Annotated in this window: 16 protein-coding genes; 5 read left to right on the plus strand and 11 right to left on the minus strand. The window is 65.1% G+C overall.

Features of this window, described 5'->3' with window-relative positions:
• The coding region (locus tag MR825_RS04755) for a hypothetical protein (protein ID WP_287879210.1) at nt 1–255 on the plus strand (255 nt) is incomplete at its 5' end.
• Here the strand turns inward: MR825_RS04755 and MR825_RS04760 are convergent.
• The 5 genes from MR825_RS04760 to MR825_RS04780 all read right to left on the minus strand — a co-directional run bounded on the left by MR825_RS04760 (nt 252) and on the right by MR825_RS04780 (nt 5388).
• Nucleotides 252–803, minus strand: coding sequence for a nucleotidyltransferase family protein (locus MR825_RS04760; RefSeq protein WP_287879212.1), 552 nt, complete (start codon nt 801–803; stop codon nt 252–254). The two genes, MR825_RS04755 and MR825_RS04760, sit on opposite strands and share 4 nt — an antisense overlap.
• An 11-nt stretch (nt 804–814) precedes the next feature.
• Entirely contained in the window at nt 815–2197 is a 1383-nt protein-coding gene (gene hydA, locus MR825_RS04765) for a dihydropyrimidinase (protein ID WP_186907369.1), read from the minus strand.
• An 81-nt stretch (nt 2198–2278) separates the two neighbouring features.
• A complete protein-coding gene (locus tag MR825_RS04770) occupies nt 2279–2617 on the minus strand; it encodes a hypothetical protein (RefSeq protein WP_186907368.1) in 339 nt (112 codons plus the stop codon).
• A 21-nt stretch (nt 2618–2638) separates the two neighbouring features.
• Complete coding sequence (locus MR825_RS04775) at nt 2639–3877, minus strand: threonine synthase (RefSeq protein WP_186907367.1); 1239 nt, start codon at nt 3875–3877, stop codon at nt 2639–2641.
• Nucleotides 3878–3921: 44 nt separating this feature from the next.
• Nucleotides 3922–5388: a pyridoxal-phosphate dependent enzyme gene (locus MR825_RS04780; protein ID WP_186907366.1), complete on the minus strand. Its 1467-nt coding sequence runs from the start codon at nt 5386–5388 to the stop codon at nt 3922–3924.
• A 175-nt stretch (nt 5389–5563) separates the two neighbouring features.
• On the opposite strand from MR825_RS04780, the gene xdhA reads away from it, so the two are divergent.
• Genes xdhA through MR825_RS04800 form a run of 4 tightly spaced genes read left to right on the plus strand, consistent with a single transcriptional unit; the run spans nt 5564 to nt 10155 of the window.
• A complete protein-coding gene (gene xdhA / locus MR825_RS04785; protein ID WP_186907365.1) occupies nt 5564–7867 on the plus strand; it encodes a xanthine dehydrogenase subunit XdhA in 2304 nt (767 codons plus the stop codon).
• Nucleotides 7867–8748: a xanthine dehydrogenase subunit XdhB gene (gene xdhB / locus MR825_RS04790; RefSeq protein WP_256175329.1), complete on the plus strand. Its 882-nt coding sequence runs from the start codon at nt 7867–7869 to the stop codon at nt 8746–8748. The genes xdhA and xdhB overlap by 1 nt, the downstream gene beginning before the upstream one ends.
• A complete protein-coding gene (gene xdhC / locus MR825_RS04795; RefSeq protein ID WP_186907363.1) occupies nt 8745–9236 on the plus strand; it encodes a xanthine dehydrogenase subunit XdhC in 492 nt (163 codons plus the stop codon). The genes xdhB and xdhC overlap by 4 nt, the downstream gene beginning before the upstream one ends.
• 37 nt (nt 9237–9273) lie before the next feature.
• Complete coding sequence (locus MR825_RS04800) at nt 9274–10155, plus strand: LysR family transcriptional regulator (protein ID WP_287879219.1); 882 nt, start codon at nt 9274–9276, stop codon at nt 10153–10155.
• Nucleotides 10156–10330: 175 nt separating this feature from the next.
• On the opposite strand, the gene MR825_RS04805 is transcribed toward MR825_RS04800, so the two are convergent.
• From MR825_RS04805 to MR825_RS04830, 6 genes are all read right to left on the minus strand, one after another.
• Nucleotides 10331–10486, minus strand: a complete 156-nt coding sequence (locus MR825_RS04805; RefSeq protein ID WP_186907361.1) for a hypothetical protein — start codon at nt 10484–10486, stop codon at nt 10331–10333.
• On the minus strand, nt 10467–12002 hold the full coding sequence (locus MR825_RS04810; RefSeq protein ID WP_186907360.1) for an FAD-dependent oxidoreductase: 1536 nt from the start codon (nt 12000–12002) through the stop codon (nt 10467–10469). The genes MR825_RS04805 and MR825_RS04810 overlap by 20 nt, the downstream gene beginning before the upstream one ends.
• A gap of 31 nt (nt 12003–12033) precedes the next feature.
• On the minus strand, nt 12034–13518 hold the full coding sequence (locus tag MR825_RS04815; RefSeq protein ID WP_256175323.1) for an SLC13 family permease: 1485 nt from the start codon (nt 13516–13518) through the stop codon (nt 12034–12036).
• 233 nt (nt 13519–13751) lie between these two features.
• Nucleotides 13752–14411, minus strand: coding sequence for a 3-oxoacid CoA-transferase subunit B (locus tag MR825_RS04820; protein WP_186907358.1), 660 nt, complete (start codon nt 14409–14411; stop codon nt 13752–13754).
• The gene (locus MR825_RS04825; protein WP_186907357.1) at nt 14411–15103 is read right to left on the minus strand and encodes a CoA transferase subunit A; all 693 of its coding nucleotides are present in this window, start codon (nt 15101–15103) and stop codon (nt 14411–14413) included. The genes MR825_RS04820 and MR825_RS04825 overlap by 1 nt, the downstream gene beginning before the upstream one ends.
• Nucleotides 15104–15201: 98 nt before the next feature.
• Nucleotides 15202–16198 (minus strand): acetyl-CoA C-acyltransferase (locus MR825_RS04830; RefSeq protein ID WP_287879223.1); only part of this gene is annotated, 997 nt, incomplete at its 5' end.

Below are 16198 nucleotides of genomic sequence, written 5' to 3' on the forward strand. Positions count from 1 at the left end.
CCCGGCGCGCCAGACGGTGGAAGAACCTCACAGCAGGAAAGCTTCGCAGAATTCCGTCATTCGCAAAGGACGGAACAAAATCAGGACCTGTCATTTTCAAGGACATGCGCCTTGAAAATGACACTTCTCATGGCGGACGGGGCGACTTTTCTGCAGGAATCGAGCCGCGTCCGCCATGCGGCTCTTTTGTCGCAAAAGGCCCAAGGGCCTTTTGCGACAAGCAGGCGCGCCGGGCAAACGCCCGGCGCGCTTTAAATCCCGCAGAGATCCGTGGGCGTGTCCACGTCCACCAGCTCCCGGGGGGAACGGGCCTCGACCAGGCGCAGGCGGTCCGGGTGACGGCGGATGACGGCGCCGCCGCCCGTATCGCCGGAAAGGGCGAGAAGCTCCGGAAACAGACTGGAGGGAAAGACCGCGGGATTGCCCCGCCTGCCCTGCCAGGACAGGGCGCAGACGGCCTCTTTTGATTCCAGAAAGGAATCAAGAAGACGTTTGATACTTTCCGTAGTCAAATAGGGCTGATCGCACACGGCGAACAGCACCCCGTCCAGATCCGTCATGGCCCCCAGGCCCAGGCGGATCGAGGCCGAGACCCCCTCCCGGGCGTGGGCGTTGCGCAGCGGAAGAAACCCGGCCGCCTCCGCCAGCGCAAGGACCCGGGGATAGGGCGAGCAGACCGCCGCGCGGGAAAACAGGGCGGGGGGGACGGCCGAGAGGGCGCGGCATATCAGCGGCGCCCCATGCCAGTCGACCAGCAGCTTGTTGGAGCCGAAGCGCCGTCCCGCGCCGGAGGCCAGCAGCACCGCGCCCACCCTCATCGCCAGAATTGGGAAGGCCCCCGGCGGACATAGCGGCCCCGGGGCGGGGAAAGGACGTTGCCGTTCTGCACAGCCTCCACCCCCGAGAGGAACACGTGCTCCACGCGGCAGCTGGCCTGCATGCCCTCGTAGGGGGTGTAGTCCACATTCTGGTACTGGGTGCGGGCGGAAATACGCTGGGTAGCATTCGGGTCCAATATTACAAGATCGCCGTCGCTGCCCACCGCCAAAGCCCCTTTCCGCGGGTACATCCCGAAGAGCTTGGCGGGGCGCTCCGACAAAACCTGCATGAGCTGATGGGCGCTCATACGCCCCGCGGCCACGCCCGCCGTATAAAGCAGCACGGGGCGGTGCTCCACACCGGGGATGCCGTTGGGGATCTTGGCAAAATCCTCCCGTCCCAGCTGCTTGGGACCGTAGAAATCAAAGGAGCAGTGGTCGGTGCCCACGGTGTCGATCTCGCCGGCGGCCAGGGCGTCCCACAGGGCGCGCACATCCTCCGGCGCGCGCAGGGGCGGCGAGAGGACGAATTTGGCGCTTTCAAAGCCGGGCAGGGCATACCGCCCCTCGTCCAGCAGCAGATACTGCGGGCAGGTCTCCACATAGCACGCCTGGCCCCGGGCCCGGGCGGCGCGGACCAGCTCCAGAGCGCGGCGGGTGGAGAGATGCACGATATTCACCGGACAGCCCGCCATCTCCCCGATGGCCAGCCAGCGGCCCACCGCCTCCGCCTCCACCAGGGGAGGACGGGAATGGGGATGGGCCTCGGGGCCGCGGCGGCCTGCGGCGTGCATGGCGGCGACGCCCTCGGCGACCAGGTCCCCGTTCTCGCAGTGGCAGCCCACAAGGCCGCCCTCCCTGCCGACGGCGCGCACGGCCTCATAGGCCGCGCTGTCCCGCAGGCGCAGGTTGTCGTAGGCCAGATAGACCTTATAGGAGGTCACCCCGGCGGCGGTCATGGCGGAAAGCTCGGCGCGGACGGCGGGGTTCCAGTCCTTGAGGGTCATGTGGAACCCGTAGTGACACCAGGCCCGGCCGTCCGCGCGGCTATGCCAGGTCTCCAGGGCGGAGGAAAGGGCGGCCCCCCGCTTGGGCTCGGCAAAATCCAGCACGCAGGTGGTCCCCCCGGCCAGGGCGGCCCGGGTGCCGGTGGCCCAATCGTCGGCGGTCTCCCGGTCGGTGCCCTTGTTCATCTCGAAATGAGTGTGGGTGTCGATAAAGCCGGGGAAAACCAGCCGGCCGGAGGCGTCCACCACCCGGCTGTCTTCCACCGGGAGGCCGGGGCCGATCTGAGCGATCTTGTCCCCTTCCAGCCGCAGGTCGGCCCGGGCAGGCCCCTCCGGGAGCAGCAGAGTGCCGTTTTGGATCAGGATGGACATAAAAACCTCCTTATACGGGACCGGGATCAAACGCCGCGGTCAAGCGCCTGCCGGCGCGGCCGCGCTTGTCGGCGAAGGGGATCAAAGCTCCATCAGCAGCAGGGGGACGGCGATCTTTACCGCGCCGACGATCACCGTCATAAAGGTCAGCAGGGCCAAGGCCTTGCCGCGGCCCTCCAGCGTATCCTCCCAGCGGGCGATCATGTTGGAGAAATTGGTGAACCGGCGCTGGCGGCCGATGATGTCGGCCACGCTCTTGATGGTGGCGTAGACGCTGTAGCCCATCCAGATGGGCAGGCCGACCATGGGGACGATCCCCTTGCCGGGGACGAAAAGGAAGAAGTAGATGGCCAACAGCAGGCTGGCCAGCGTAAAGAGCATGTGACAGATCACGGCGATCTTGGCGGGGCGTTCATTCATTGCAGCAGCTTCCTTTCTCTCTTACGGGGCGATCCCATGGGACGCGAAGGCGTCCAGCAGCGCGTCCAGCTCCGGCCGGACCAGCATGGGCTCCCCCGCGGCGCGGATGCCGTTTTGCACGTCCTTCAGGCCGTTGCCGGTGACGATGCTCACCACGGTGGAGTCGGGGGAGATGAGGCCCAGCTCCAGGGCCTTTTTCACGCCCGCGGTACCGGTGACCCCGGCGGGTTCCCCGAACACGCCCTGGGTGCGGCCCAGCAGGCGCATGGCGGCGAGGATCTCATCGTCGGAGACGTTGACGGCGATCCCGTCCGATTCCCGGATGGCGTTCAGGGCCTTGTCCGGGTTGCGGGGCACCCCCACGGCGATGGAATCGGCCAGGGTGTTTTCCGCCATGGGGGTCCAGGGCGTCCCGGTCTGGATGGCGCGGTTCAGGGGGCAGCAGCCCTGGGCCTGGACGGAAATGAGCCGGGGCAGGCGCTCGATGAACCCGGCCGCATACAGATCCTTCAGGCCCTTCCAGGCTCCGGCGATGGTGCAGCCGTCCCCCACGGAAAGGGCGATGTAATCGGGCGTCCGCCAGCCCAGCTGCTCCAGAATCTCCAGGGTGACGGTCTTCTTGCCCTCGGACAGGTAGGGATTGACGGCCGCGTTGCGGTTGTACCAGCCCCAGCGGTCGATGGCGGCCTTGGACAGCGCGAAGGTGTCCTCATAGGAGCCGTCCACGCTGATGACGGTGGAGCCGAAAATGCGCAGCTGCGCCACCTTTCCCTTGGGCGCCCGGCTGGGGACAAAGATATAGGTGGACAGCCCCGCCGCCGCCGCGTTGCCTGCCAGGGAGGAGGCGGCGTTGCCCGTGGAGGAGCAGGCGATGGTGTCCGCCCCGGCCTCACGGGCCTTGACCACCGCCAGGGCGGAGGCCCGGTCCTTCAGACTGGCGGTGGGATTCTGCCCGTCGTCCTTGAGGTAGAGGGCCTTGAGCCCCAGCGCCCGGGCCAGGCGGGGGGCCGGGTAGAGCGGGGACCAGCCCACCCGCAGGGGCGTGGGGGCGGAGTCGGCCTCCACCGGCAGGAAGGGCCGGTAGCGCCACATGCTGTAGTCCCGGCAGTCCTCCAGGTCCCTGGGGGAAACGTCCCGCCGGATGGCGGCGTAGTCGTATACGATATCCAGGATGCCGCCGCAGGAGCAGGTGGTGAGGTCCGGCACGGCGTCGTATTCCCGGCCGCATTTGACGCATTGGGCGCCCAGCACGTATTTCATGGGGAAACCTCCTTTTGGGAATGGAGAATGGGGGGTGCAGGCCCCTACAGCCGCCCCAGAACGCCGGTGGCCTCATTGAAGGAATGGATCAGCTCGTCCAGGGCGGCGGCCTGCTGGTGGACGTCGTCCCATACCGTGCCGTACCACAGGTCGTTGAGCTCCTCCATGGTGCGGCCCTGCTGCTCCACCCAGGTGTAATACTTCAGGTTATGGACCCGTTTGCGCTGGTAGTAGGTCAGCTCCGCCATGGCGTCGGTGCGCAGGCCCAGCAGGTGCAGGCTGTGATCCACCGCGGCGGCCTTTGCGTCGTAAGGACCGTACTGCTCCGCCAGCTCCTGGATGCGGGAGCCGTACATGGCGGCGGAGTCGGTGAGCACGGTGGCCACCACGTCGTGCTCGGTCAGCTCGTAATATTTGGCCAGCTTGACGCAGCAAAGTACGTTGGCGATGCCGGAGATGCCCAGCAGGGACAGCTGGGCCAGGGTGGCCTCATCCACGCCGCAGGTGCGCAGGTAATCCAGGCCCGCCGGGTCGTTGAACAGCCGCAGCAGGCGCTGGGAGTCCTCGTCGTCGATGTCGATGACCAGATCGGTGTTCTTCACATTGTGGATCCAGGGGATGTGCTTGTCGCCGATGCCCTCGATCCGGTGGTCGCCGAAGCCGTTTTCCAGGATGGTGGGACACTGCAGCGCCTCGCCCACCGCCAGCTTCAGGGTGGGGTAGACCTCCTTGAGGTAATCCCCGCAGCCGATGGTGCCCGCGCTGCCGCTGGTGAAGCAGGCCCCCGCGAAGCGGTCGCCGGGGCGCTTGACGGCCTCGAACACCTCCGCCACGGCGCTGCCCGTGACCTGATAATGCCACAGGTGGTTGCCCATCTCCTCAAACTGGTTGAAGATCATGCAGTCGGGCAGCTGGGAGAGCTCGTGGGTCTTGTCGAAGATCTCCTTCACGTTGCTCTCGCAGCCGGGGGTGGCGATGACCTCGCCGGCGATCTGCTCCAGCCACTGGAAGCGCTCCCGGCTCATGCCCGCGGGCAGGATGGCCACGGACTTGACCCCCAGCAGCTTGGAGTTGAAGGCGCCGCCCCGGCAGTAGTTGCCCGTGGAGGGCCACACGGCCCGGTGGTAGGCGGCGTCAAACTGTCCGGTGACCAGCCGGGGGGCCAGACAGCCGAAGGAGGCGCCCACCTTATGGCAGCCGGTTGGGAACCACTTGCCCACCAGGCAGAGGATGCGGGCGCTCACGCCGGTGAGGGCGGAGGGCAGCTCGATGTAATTGGGGACGGGGCGGTACAGCCCGCCGGTCTCCAGGGGCTCGTTTTTCCACGTGATGCGGAACAGGTTCAGCGGGTCCACGTCCCACAGACCCACGTGCTTCAGCCGGTCCTTCACTTTGCCGGGCACGGTCTCGGGATGCTTCATGTTTTCAAAGGTGGGGATGATCACCCCGTTCTCCCGGGCCTTTTGGATGTTGCGGTCCAGGCACGCTTGGTGGATGGTCAAGTCGATCATGCTGGCGCCTCCTTCAATTGGGACTTCTCCGTTTATGATAGCACATGGCGGGAATAAATCAAGGGAAAACAAAAAGCTTTTTGGTGCCTCTGACAAATTTTTAGCTTTTTGCGTCTTTCCCTTCCTTTTTTGGTCATCCTGCGGTATACTTAGGGCAAATAAGGAGGTGCGTTTTATGGAAGTCGGCAGAAGTATCCAGCGGGTGGACGCCGTGGACAAGGTGACCGGCCGCGCCCAATATACCGACGACCTCTGCCCCCGCAATGCGCTGGTGGCCAAGGTCCTCCACAGCACCATCGCCAACGGATGGGTCAAAAGCATGGACACCGCGGCGGCCGAAGCGCTGCCCGGGGTGGTGAAGGTGCTCACCTGCTTCGACGTGCCGGAGATCCAGTATCCCACCCCCGGCCACCCCTGGAGCGTGGAGCCGGCCCACCAGGACGTGGCCGACCGGAAACTGCTCAACCGGCGGGTGCGCATCTATGGAGACGATATCGCCGCCGTGGTGGCGGTGGATGAGATCACCGCCCGGCGGGCGCTGGAACGGATCCGGGTAGAGTATGAGGAATATCCCCCCGTCCTCACGCCCCAGGCCGCCATGGCGCCCGGCGTACCGCCCATCCACGAAGAGCATCCGGACAATATCCTGAAGCACACCGTGTCCGAGATCCCCCTGCCGCCCTCGGACTTCCGCTGCGCCGGGGACGTGCTGGACTGCCCCGCCTACCACCGGTTTTCCGGGCACTACGAGACCCAGCAGGTCCAGCACTGCCACATTGAGAATCCCACCTCCTACGCCTATCGGGAGGGCGGGCGCATCGTGGTGGTCACCTCCACTCAGATCCCCCACATCGTGCGCCGGGTGGTGGGGCAGGCGCTGGGGATCCCCTGGGGCCGGGTGCGGGTCGTCAAGCCTTACATCGGCGGCGGCTTCGGCAACAAACAGGAAGTGCTCTACGAGCCCCTGAACGCCTGGCTGTGTGTGGAAGCGGGCGGCCGCTGCGTCAAGCTGGAGGCCAGCCGGGAGGAGACCTTCCGGAACACCCGCTCCCGCCATCCCATTTCCTTTGACGTGCGCGCCGCGGTGGACGGGGACGGCTATCTCATGGCCCGCTCGTGCGTGGCCGTATCCGACCAGGGGGGCTACGCCTCCCACGGGCACGCCATCGCGGCCAACGCCGTCACCGGCTTCCGCCAGACCTACCTGGACCAGCTGGCCCACCGCAGCGAGGCGTACACCGTCTACACCAACCGCCCCGCCCCCGGCGCCATGCGGGGCTACGGCATCCCTCAGTGCAATTTTGCCCTGGAGTGCATGATGGAGGACATTGCCCGGGAAATGGGGCTGGACCCCTATGAATTCCGCTATCAAAACCTGATGCCCCCCGGCTATGTGGACCCCCTCAACGGCATTACCTGTCACTCCACCGGAGCGCGGGAATGCATGGAAAAAGGGCGCAGGTTCCTGGATTGGGACGGGCTGCGGGCCAGGTATCAAAACCAGACCGGGCCGGTGCGCCGGGGGGTGGGGATGGCCGTCTTCTCCTACAAGACCGGCGTGCACCCCATTTCGCTGGAGACCTCCTCCGCCCGGATCGTTCTCAACCAGGACGGCACGGTCCAGCTTCAGCTGGGGGCCACCGAGATCGGCCAGGGGGGCGACACCGTCTTTTCCCAGATGTGCGCCCAGGCCATCGGGATCCCCACCGAGGACGTACACATCGTCTCCACCCAGGATACCGACATCGCCCCCTTCGACACGGGGGCCTACGCCTCCCGGCAGACCTACGTGACCGGCCACGCCATCCGCCGGACGGGGGAGCGCTTCCGGGAAAAGCTGCTGCGCTATGCCCGGGAGCTTTTGCCCGAGGCGGGGGAGCTGGACGTCCGCGGCCGGGACATCGTGGACGCCCGGAGCGGGGAGAGCCTGCTCTCACTGGCCGATCTGGCGCTGGAGGCCTTTTATTCGCTGGAGCACTCCGTGCACATCACCGCCGAGTGCACCAGCCACGTCAAGGACAACACCTTTTCCTTCGGCTGCTGCTTCGCGGAGATCGAGGTGGATATCCCCGTGGGGAAGATCCGGGTGCTGCGCATCGTCAACGTCCACGATTCCGGAACGCTCATCAACCCCAAGCTGGCCGAGGCCCAGGTCCACGGCGGCATGAGCATGGGGCTGGGGTACGCCCTGAGCGAGGAGATGAAGCTGGACGAGAAGACCGGGCGGCTGCTCAACGGCAACCTGTTGGACTATAAACTGCCCACCGCGCTGGACCACCCGGAACTGCACGCCCTGTTTGTCGAGACGGAGGACCCCTCCGGGCCCTTCGGCAACAAATCCCTGGGCGAGCCGCCGGCCATCCCCGTGGCTCCCGCCATCCGCAACGCCCTGCTCCACGCCACCGGGGTGGCGGTGAACACCCTGCCGCTCACGCCCCAGCGGCTGGTGGACGCATTCCGAAAGGAGGGACTGCTCTGATGTATGATATCGCATCCATCTATCAGGCCCGGTCGGTGGCCGACGCCATCCGTGCCCTTCAGGCCGACCCGTCCGCCCTGGTCATCGCCGGCGGCACCGATGTGCTCATCAAGGTGCGGGAGGGGAAGCTGGCGGGCTGCTCCCTGGTGTCCATCCACGGGCTGGGGGAGGAGCTATCCGGCGTGACGCAGGCGAGCGGCGGGGACATTGAAATCGGGCCTCTGACCACGTTCCGGGGCGTGGCCTCTGACCCCGTCATCCGCCGCTGCATCCCCGTGCTGGGGGAGGCGGTGGACCAGGCGGGCGGGCCCCAGCTCCGGGCGGCGGGCACCATCGGCGGCAACGTCTGCAACGGCATTACCTCGGCGGACTCCGCCTCCACCCTCATGGCGCTGGGCGCGGTGCTGCGGGTACGCTCCCCCCGGGGCGAGCGGGAAGTGCCCATCGCCCAGTGGTATAAGGGGGTGGGCAAGGTGGACCTTGCCCACGAGGAGCTGCTGGTGAAGATCGTCATCCCCCGCGCCAACTGCGAGGGCTATACCGGACACTACATCAAATACGCCATGCGCAGCGCCATGGACATCGCCACACTGGGGGTCAGCTGCCTGGTGAAGCTCAGCGCGGACAAAAGGACCGTTGAGGAGGCCCGCCTGGCCTTCGGCGTGGCGGGCCCGGTGCCCATGCGCGCCTGCGGCGCGGAGGCGGCCGTGCGGGGCCTGCCCATCGGGGAGGCCGTCGGCCGGATCGGCCGGGCGGCGCTGGAGGATGTGCATCCGCGCTCCAGCTGGCGGGCGTCCAAAGAGTTCCGCCTGCAGCTGGTGGAGGAGCTGTCGGGCCGCGCCCTGCGGGAGGCGGCCCGGAAGGGAGGGGCACAGATATGATCGAAGCGCTCCAATGTACCGTCAACGGAAGGGCGGTGGAGGTGGGGATCGATCCCCGGGAATCCCTGGCCGACGTGCTGCGGGAGCGGTTGGGCCTGACCAGCGTGAAAAAAGGCTGCGAAGTGGGGGAGTGCGGAGCCTGCACCGTCCTGGTGGACGGAGTGGCCATCGACTCCTGCATCTATTTGGGCGTCTGGGCCCAGGGGAAGCGCATCCTCACCGTGGAGGGCCTGCAGACGGAAAGCGGGGAGCTCTCCCCCATCCAGAGGGCGTTTGTGGAGGAAGCCGCCGTCCAGTGCGGCTTCTGCACCCCCGGCATCATCATGAGCGCGGTGGAGATCGTGGGCAGCGGCCGGCAGTACACCCGGGACGAGCTGCGCAGGCTCATCTCCGGCCACCTGTGCCGCTGCACCGGCTATCAGAACATCCTCAACGCCGTAGAGCGGGCGGTCAACGAGGCCCACAAGTTCGTGGGCGGGGCGGAATGAGAACGCGGGCCGGCCGGGCAAAGGGGCGGGTGCGGATATGACGCTGAAGCAGATCGAGTATTTCCAGACGGTCTGTGCCAAGGGGAATATCTCCGCTGCGGCGGAGGCGCTGTTTCTTTCCCGCTCCGTGGTCTCCCGCGCCATTGCCGAGCTGGAAGAGGAGTTCGGGACCCAGATCTTTACACGCTCCAAAAACGGCGTTGCCCTGACGGAGAGCGGAACCATCCTGGCCCAGCTGTTCGAGACGTTTACGGCCAGCTACGCCACCGCCAAGGGGCGGATCGGCCGGCTGCGCACTCAGGAGCAGACACGGCTGCTGCGGCTGGGCGTTACGCCCACCAATGCCTACTGCATCTACCATACCTACCTGGAGGAATTCCAGTGCCGCTATCCTCAGATCCGCCTGTATATTGAGGAATACAGCGCCTATGACGCCTGGCGCATGCTGCTGAATGGGCGCCTGGACGCCTTTTTTACACCGGTGCGGCCGGACCCGGTGGAGTTTGACGCGCTGGAGCTCTATCCGAATCCCATCATGCTGGGGGTGGCGGCGGCGGACCCCCTGGCCCAAAAGACGAGCGTCAGCATCGCGGATATTCTGGATCTGCCGCTGGGCTTTTTCAACGCTCCCATGCCCATCGAGGCCACGCTGAAGACCTGCTTTCAGGCGCTGGGCAGGGAATTGAGCGTGGTGATCCGGACGTCGGACCAGATGCTGCTGAAGGAACTGACCCGGCAGGGGAAGCTCTATCCGATCCTGCCGCTGGATATGATGGCGACGTGGGAGGAGGTAAGGCAGGTGCCTCTGGACTTTTTCCACCCCAGCACGAACTGGCTGGTATGGAGCCGCGGACTTTATCAGCAGAGCGCGATGGAGCCCTTTCTTACCTTTATGCGGCAGCAGACCCGGCAATCCTAGCGTCTGCGGCACGAGCGGCGCGGGCGAACGCCGCGGGACAGGAGCTGGAGCGGGCGCCTTCCATACAAAAGGCCGGAGCATTGCCTTGGAAGGGCAATGCTCCGGCCTTTTGTATGAGAGACGGCGTTACCGGCCGGCCAAAGGCGGCGCGTTCCGGTACGGCCCCGCTTCGGGTTCAGTGCTCGCACCGTCCGCACTCGTTGCAGACGCCGTCGCGGAGACAGCCGGGCGCGTCCACCAGGGAGCGGCAGAAGTCCAGCGGCAGCACGGGTTGCTGCGAAGGGACGGGCTGCGCAGCCTGCTCCGGCGGCTCAGTGCTTGGGCGGTTCATTGAATTTTTCCTGAAAGTCCAGGTCCAGGCGCTGGCCCTTTTCCCGCTGTTCCCGGGCCAGCTTGGCCTTATCGGTGTACAGGCCGTACTGATGGGCCTGCACACATTCCCGGTAGGAGGGGTCCTTGGCCTCAAACTTGGCGTTGCGGGGCAGGGGCACGTCCTGGTCCACCAGGATATCCTGCACCTTGCGGATATCCACCCCGTGGGCGGTGGAGCCGTCGGCGACCGCCACGGCGGCGGCCACGCCGGCGGCCTGTCCGGTGCCCACACACTGCGGGATCAGATCCAGCCAGTCGATGGCGATGCCGTCGGCAGACAGGTGGCGGCCGGGACAGAGCAGGTTTTCCACCCCCTGAGGCAGGATGGCCCGGTAGGGGATCTCGACCGGGCCGCAGTCGTTGACCTGGCATATGGTGGAGTGCCAGGCGATCACGTCGTCGTGTTGGATGGCGTAGGCAAAATCGGCGGTGCTCATCACGTACTCGCCCACCAGGCGGCGGCTGATGCGGGTGCCCAGCTGAGGCGCGATATCGTAGAGGTACGCGTTGCGGAAGGCCACGGGCACGGCCTGGCGCAAATAGTCCAGTACGTCCCGCATGGTGCTGCGGGTGTTCATCTCGGTCTCCGTCTGATCCTTGACCTGCGAGCAGTCCCGGTTGGCGTGCCAGCTGTTGACCCAACAGATGTCGTTTTGGTTGCTGGGCATGGGCAGGCAGCGGAACCCGGCCACCCGGGTCAGACCCAGGCGCAGGGCGGCCATCTCGTCCGGGTGGGTGCTGCGCCACTGGTAGAACAGGTCCCAGTTGATGCCGCCGATCCGCCACACCAGGGCGGTGGTGTTGGCGCGGGTCACCTGGTCGGCCATGCTCTGGCAGGGGGCGCCGGCCCGGGAGTACAGGTCGCCGTCGCCGGTGGCGTCGATCACGATCTTGGCAAGGATCGCCTTGCGGCCCTCCTTGCTCTCGTAGACCACGCCCTTGACCCGGCCGCCTTCCAGAATGGGGCGCACGCCCATGCTGTGGCACATGACCCGGATGGCGTCCTTGTGCTCCAGAAGCATTTTGTCCATCTCGATCTTCAGCTGATTGGGCTCAAAGTAGACGGAACGCACCAGGCAGGACGGCTTGCAGCCGCCGTAGCCGTCCCGGCTGACGCAGTCGTGGAAGGCGCGCCAGGGATGAAGCAGGGCCGGGTCGGTGCAGCCCACCTGGTCCAGTCCGGGGGCGGTCACCGCGCCGGGGATCTTGCTCAGGCGGGTAAACCACTCCTCCTGAAGGCCGCGGACAAAGGATTTGTCATACCAGGAGAGGTTGGGGACCATGATCACATAGCCGCCGGTCACATCGCCGCCCATATAGCCGTAGCGCTCCAGCAGGATGATGTTTTTGGCCCCTGCCCGGGCGGCGGCAATGGCGGCGGAGTGGCCGGCCGCGCCGCCGCCGACCACCAGGATGTCGCATTCCTCCTGGACCGGCAGCTCGGCTGCGGGCTCCAGATAAGTCTTGTTCGTCATAGTAGAATTTTCTCCCTTGCTGGTAGTTTGGTCAGACCACGTAGCCGCCTACGATACAGATCAGGCTGGCCAGTACGATAAAGAGGATGTTGGTCACAACGCCCTTGGTAAAGATAAATTTGGAGGTCATTTCCTCCCGGCCCAGCAGGATGGGGGCATAAGCAATGGCTCCGTTGGTCAGGAAGGCGCACATGCTGGCCAGGATGGTGGCCACGCCCAGGATGGTGGCGTTGCCGCGGCCCTCCATCTGCATGGTACAGGCCAGAGGGATGCAGATGGCGTTGATGGTGAAGCTGACGGGCATACCGTTGGTAAAGTTGGTGAAGATGGTGGATACGGCCACACAGAGAATGACCATGATGGGCCAGCTGGCATTGCCCAGAATGGGCCCCAGAACCGTAGCGATGGCGGCCTTGATACCCAGATCATCGGAGGCGATGGCGGAGCCGCAGATGGTGAAGCAGCCGGCCACGGCCACGATCCCCCACATGGTCTTGGACTGAAGCAGCTTGACGCCGTTGATGAAGGGCTTGCCCTCCCGGTCCCGCATCAGGCACAGGACCGCGAAGAGAACGATCCAGACCCAGGTGGAGCCGATCTTGTTGTAAAAATCATAGACGGCGCTGCCCTTGGGCAGAGCCATGCCCAGCAGCAGGAACACGATGCCGAACAGCATGAAGCCGAAGAGGGTCTTCTGCTTGCCGGTCATCTTCAGGTCGGCCTCGGTCAGCCCCATCTTGTCCACGTCGAACTCCTTCAGCGGGGTCAGGTCGGTCTTCCAGACAAAGCGGATGAACAGCGTGTAGACCAGCACGAAGGCCAGCACCACCAGCGTGGCCACGACCAGGTAGGCCATATTGTTGAAGGGCAGCCCGCTGCTCTCCATAATGCCGCTGATGATGGCGATGGAGGAGAGGTGCACGCCCTTGAAGGGCAGTACATAGGCCCCCATGGCCGCGATGTAGATGCCCAGCAGCAGCTCCCGCTTCAGGTCGCTGTTCTTCTCCACCCCGCACATCTCGCAGATGCCGTCCAGGATCGGATACCACAGCAGGAGCATGGTCGTGGGGCTGCTGACCAGTGCGGCGCAGACTAAAACAGTCAGGAAAAGCGCGGTGATGAGACGCATGGGATGCCCCTTCAGAGCCCGGATCTTGAGGACCTTGCGGGCCAGCACGTTGACCGCGCCGGATTCCGTCACGGCCCCGGTCAGCGCCATGACCCAGATGATCTGCTGAATGGTGGTATTGCCGAACCAGGTCTTCAGCAGGTCGCCCGCAGTGGTAAAGTCGCAGACGATCATGCCGAACAGGCCCAGCAGGGCGGGCCAGAAGGTCTCTCCGGTGACGATGGTGGCGATCAGCACCCCAAAGAAAATACCCAGGATGCTGATGCCCACCGGCGTAATGCCGGCAAAGGGCTGGACCAATTTCCCAAACAGGAAAATAAAGCATAGCGAAATAGCGACACAGATATAGTATTTAACGTTTTTTCCGCGTGCAGTTAAAGCTGACATTCTGCTCCCTCTCTTTCATCTGGTAGACTGTGCCGGATTTTCCCGCCCCTGATGCAGAGCCTCCTTTCGCTGGCGGCAGCTGTCTTGGTCAAGGCCTACTATACTGCCGCTTTCTGTAGTCTGTAAAGAACGGGATCCGGACGTAATGAAGCATTTTTGATGCGGATAGAAGGGGAAGAGCAGAAAAACGGGTCTGCGGCTATGCCGCAGACCCGTTTGACTTCTTTTGGGGTTCAGCACATGGGCTTGAGATCGGGGGAGACGATCAGGGTAGCCTCGGTAGCGGCCTGCACCTGCTCGACGGTGAATTCAGGGTTGATCTCCACCAGCTCCAGGCCCTTGTCGGTGACGTTGATCACGCACATTTCGGTGATGATCTTGGTGATGCAGTGCACCGCGGTATAGGGCAGACGGCATTTCTTCAGGATCTTGGGATTGCCCTTGGCGGTGTGCTCCATGGCCACGATGACTTCCTTGGCACCCACCAGCAGATCCATGGCGCCGCCCATGCCGGGCATCTTCTTGCCGGGGATGATCCAGTTGGACAGGGAACCCTCCTCGTCCACCTCCAGGCCGCCCAGAATGGTGGCGTTGACGTGGCCGCCGCGGATAAAGCCGAAGGAAGTGGCGGAGTCGATGTAGCAGCCGAAATTGGCGGCCTGGGCGGGCTGTCCGCCGGCGTCCGTCTTATAGCGGGGCTCGGCCTCCTCGGGGGTGGGCTTGGGGCCGGTGCCGATGATGCCGTTCTCGGACTGAAGGATCACGTGGACGCCCTCGGGCAGGTAGGCGGGAACCAGCGTGGGCAGGCCGATGCCCAGGTTGACCACGTCGCCGTCCTTCAGCTCCTGGGCGACGCGCTTGGCGATAAAGCCCTTGATCTCAGACTTATCCATTATGCTTTCCCTCCATCCACGATGTAATTGACAAAGGCACCGGAGGTGACCACGTTCTCGGGCTCGATATCGCCGATCTCCACCAGGTTATCGCCTTCGGCAATGACCACGTCGGCGGCGGTGGCCATAACGATGTTGAAGTTCCGGGTGGTGCCCTTATACCAGATGTTGCCGAACTGATCCACAATGTGGCCGTTGATCAGGGCAAAGTCGGCACGGATGGGCTTCATGAGCAGGTACTCCTTGCCGTCGATGGTCTGCTTGCCCAGGCAGTAGGGGGAATCCTCCACGATCGTGCCCACGCCGGTGGGGGTGAGTACGCCGCCCAGGCCGGCGCCGCCGGCGCGGATCATTTCCGCCAGGGTGCCCTGGGGGATCAGGTCCACCTGCAGCGTCTTATCCACCATGCCCTGGGTGCCCACGTCGGGGGTCATGCCCACGTGGGTGGCGATGACGTGCTTGACCTGGTGATTGTGGACCAGCTTGGCCATGCCGTAGAATTCCTCGCCGTTGGGGCCGGTCGCCATACCGCAGTCGTTGCCGATGAGGGTCAGGTCCTTGGTGCCCTTCTCTGCCAGGGCCTCGATAATGTGATGGGCGCTGCCGCAGCCCAGGAAACCGCCGCACATGATGGTGGCCCCATCGGGGATCATGGCCACGGCCTCCGCAACAGAAATTACTTTATTGCGCACGATATTGCCCTCCTAAAATGAAGAATGGGAGTTTTGCCGTATGCCGGAGCGGGGGCGGTCTGTTCCCGTCCCCGTTCCGGCACAGCGCTGAGTTTCATTTAGCACTTTTCGAAAATGGTGGCAACGCCCATGCCGCCGCCGATGCACAGGGTGGCCAGGCCGCGCTTGGCGTCGCCGCGCTTGGCCATCTCATGCAGCAGCGTGACGATGATGCGCGCGCCGGAAGCGCCCACGGGGTGGCCGATGGAGATGGCGCCGCCGTTGACGTTGACGCGGCTCATGTCGAAGTTCAGCTCGCGGGCCACGGCGATGGACTGGGCGGCAAAGGCCTCGTTGGCCTCCACCAGGTCGATGTCCTCAATGGTCACGCCGGCCTTGGACATGGCGTTGCGGGAGGCGGGCACGGGGCCCACGCCCATGATCTTGGGATCCACGCCGCCCTGGCCCCAGCCGACCAGCTTGGCCATGGGCTTCAGGCCGTACTTCTCAACAGCCTCGCCGCTGGCCAGCAGGATGGCGGCGGCGCCGTCGTTGATGCCGGAGGCGTTGGCGGCGGTCACGCGCTGGACGTGCTTTCTGGCGTCGTCAGCGTGGACGCCGGTGACCTCGAAGGTGTGCACAACCTCGTCCTCCACGCCCTCGGGCCCCACGGGGAAGGCACCCCGCAGCTTGGCGATGCTCTCGCAGGTCACGCCGGCCTTGGGGAACTCGTCCACCTTGAACTCCACCATTTCCTTCTTCTTCTTGACCAGGACGGGCACGATCTCGTCGTCAAACTTGCCGGCCTTCTGGGCGGCCTCGGTCTTCTGCTGGGAGCTGGCGGCAAAGGCGTCCAGCTCCTCCCGGGTGATGCCCCAGATGTCGCAGATGTTCTCGGCGGTGGTGCCCATGTGGTAGTTGTTGTAAGCATCCCACAGGCCGTCCTTGATCATGGTGTCCACGACCTTCTTGTCGCCCATGCGGGCGCCCCAGCGCTCGGCGGGCAGGGCGTAGGGGGCGGCGGACATGTTCTCGGTGCCGCCGGCCACGATGATCTCAGCGTCCCCGGCCAGGATGGCGCGGGCGCCCTCGATCACGCTCTTCATGCCGGAGCCG

Origin of the sequence: Lawsonibacter sp. (assembly GCF_022777125.1) — a bacterium.
GTDB classification, from domain to species: Bacteria; Bacillota; Clostridia; order Oscillospirales; family Oscillospiraceae; genus Lawsonibacter_A; species Lawsonibacter_A hominis.

Excerpts from the sequence above, each read along its gene's own strand:
- hydA (WP_186907369.1), bottom strand. The coding sequence starts at position 2,197 with ATGTCCATCCTGATCCAAAACGGCACTCTGCTGCTCCCGGAGGGGCCT.
- MR825_RS04770 (WP_186907368.1), bottom strand. The coding sequence starts at position 2,617 with ATGAATGAACGCCCCGCCAAGATCGCCGTGATCTGTCACATGCTCTTT.
- MR825_RS04775 (WP_186907367.1), bottom strand. The coding sequence starts at position 3,877 with ATGAAATACGTGCTGGGCGCCCAATGCGTCAAATGCGGCCGGGAATAC.
- MR825_RS04780 (WP_186907366.1), bottom strand. The coding sequence starts at position 5,388 with ATGATCGACTTGACCATCCACCAAGCGTGCCTGGACCGCAACATCCAA.
- xdhA (WP_186907365.1), top strand. The coding sequence starts at position 5,564 with ATGGAAGTCGGCAGAAGTATCCAGCGGGTGGACGCCGTGGACAAGGTG.
- xdhB (WP_256175329.1), top strand. The coding sequence starts at position 7,867 with ATGTATGATATCGCATCCATCTATCAGGCCCGGTCGGTGGCCGACGCC.
- xdhC (WP_186907363.1), top strand. The coding sequence starts at position 8,745 with ATGATCGAAGCGCTCCAATGTACCGTCAACGGAAGGGCGGTGGAGGTG.
- MR825_RS04800 (WP_287879219.1), top strand. The coding sequence starts at position 9,274 with ATGACGCTGAAGCAGATCGAGTATTTCCAGACGGTCTGTGCCAAGGGG.
- MR825_RS04805 (WP_186907361.1), bottom strand. The coding sequence starts at position 10,486 with ATGAACCGCCCAAGCACTGAGCCGCCGGAGCAGGCTGCGCAGCCCGTC.
- MR825_RS04810 (WP_186907360.1), bottom strand. The coding sequence starts at position 12,002 with ATGACGAACAAGACTTATCTGGAGCCCGCAGCCGAGCTGCCGGTCCAG.
- MR825_RS04815 (WP_256175323.1), bottom strand. The coding sequence starts at position 13,518 with ATGTCAGCTTTAACTGCACGCGGAAAAAACGTTAAATACTATATCTGT.
- MR825_RS04820 (WP_186907358.1), bottom strand. The coding sequence starts at position 14,411 with ATGGATAAGTCTGAGATCAAGGGCTTTATCGCCAAGCGCGTCGCCCAG.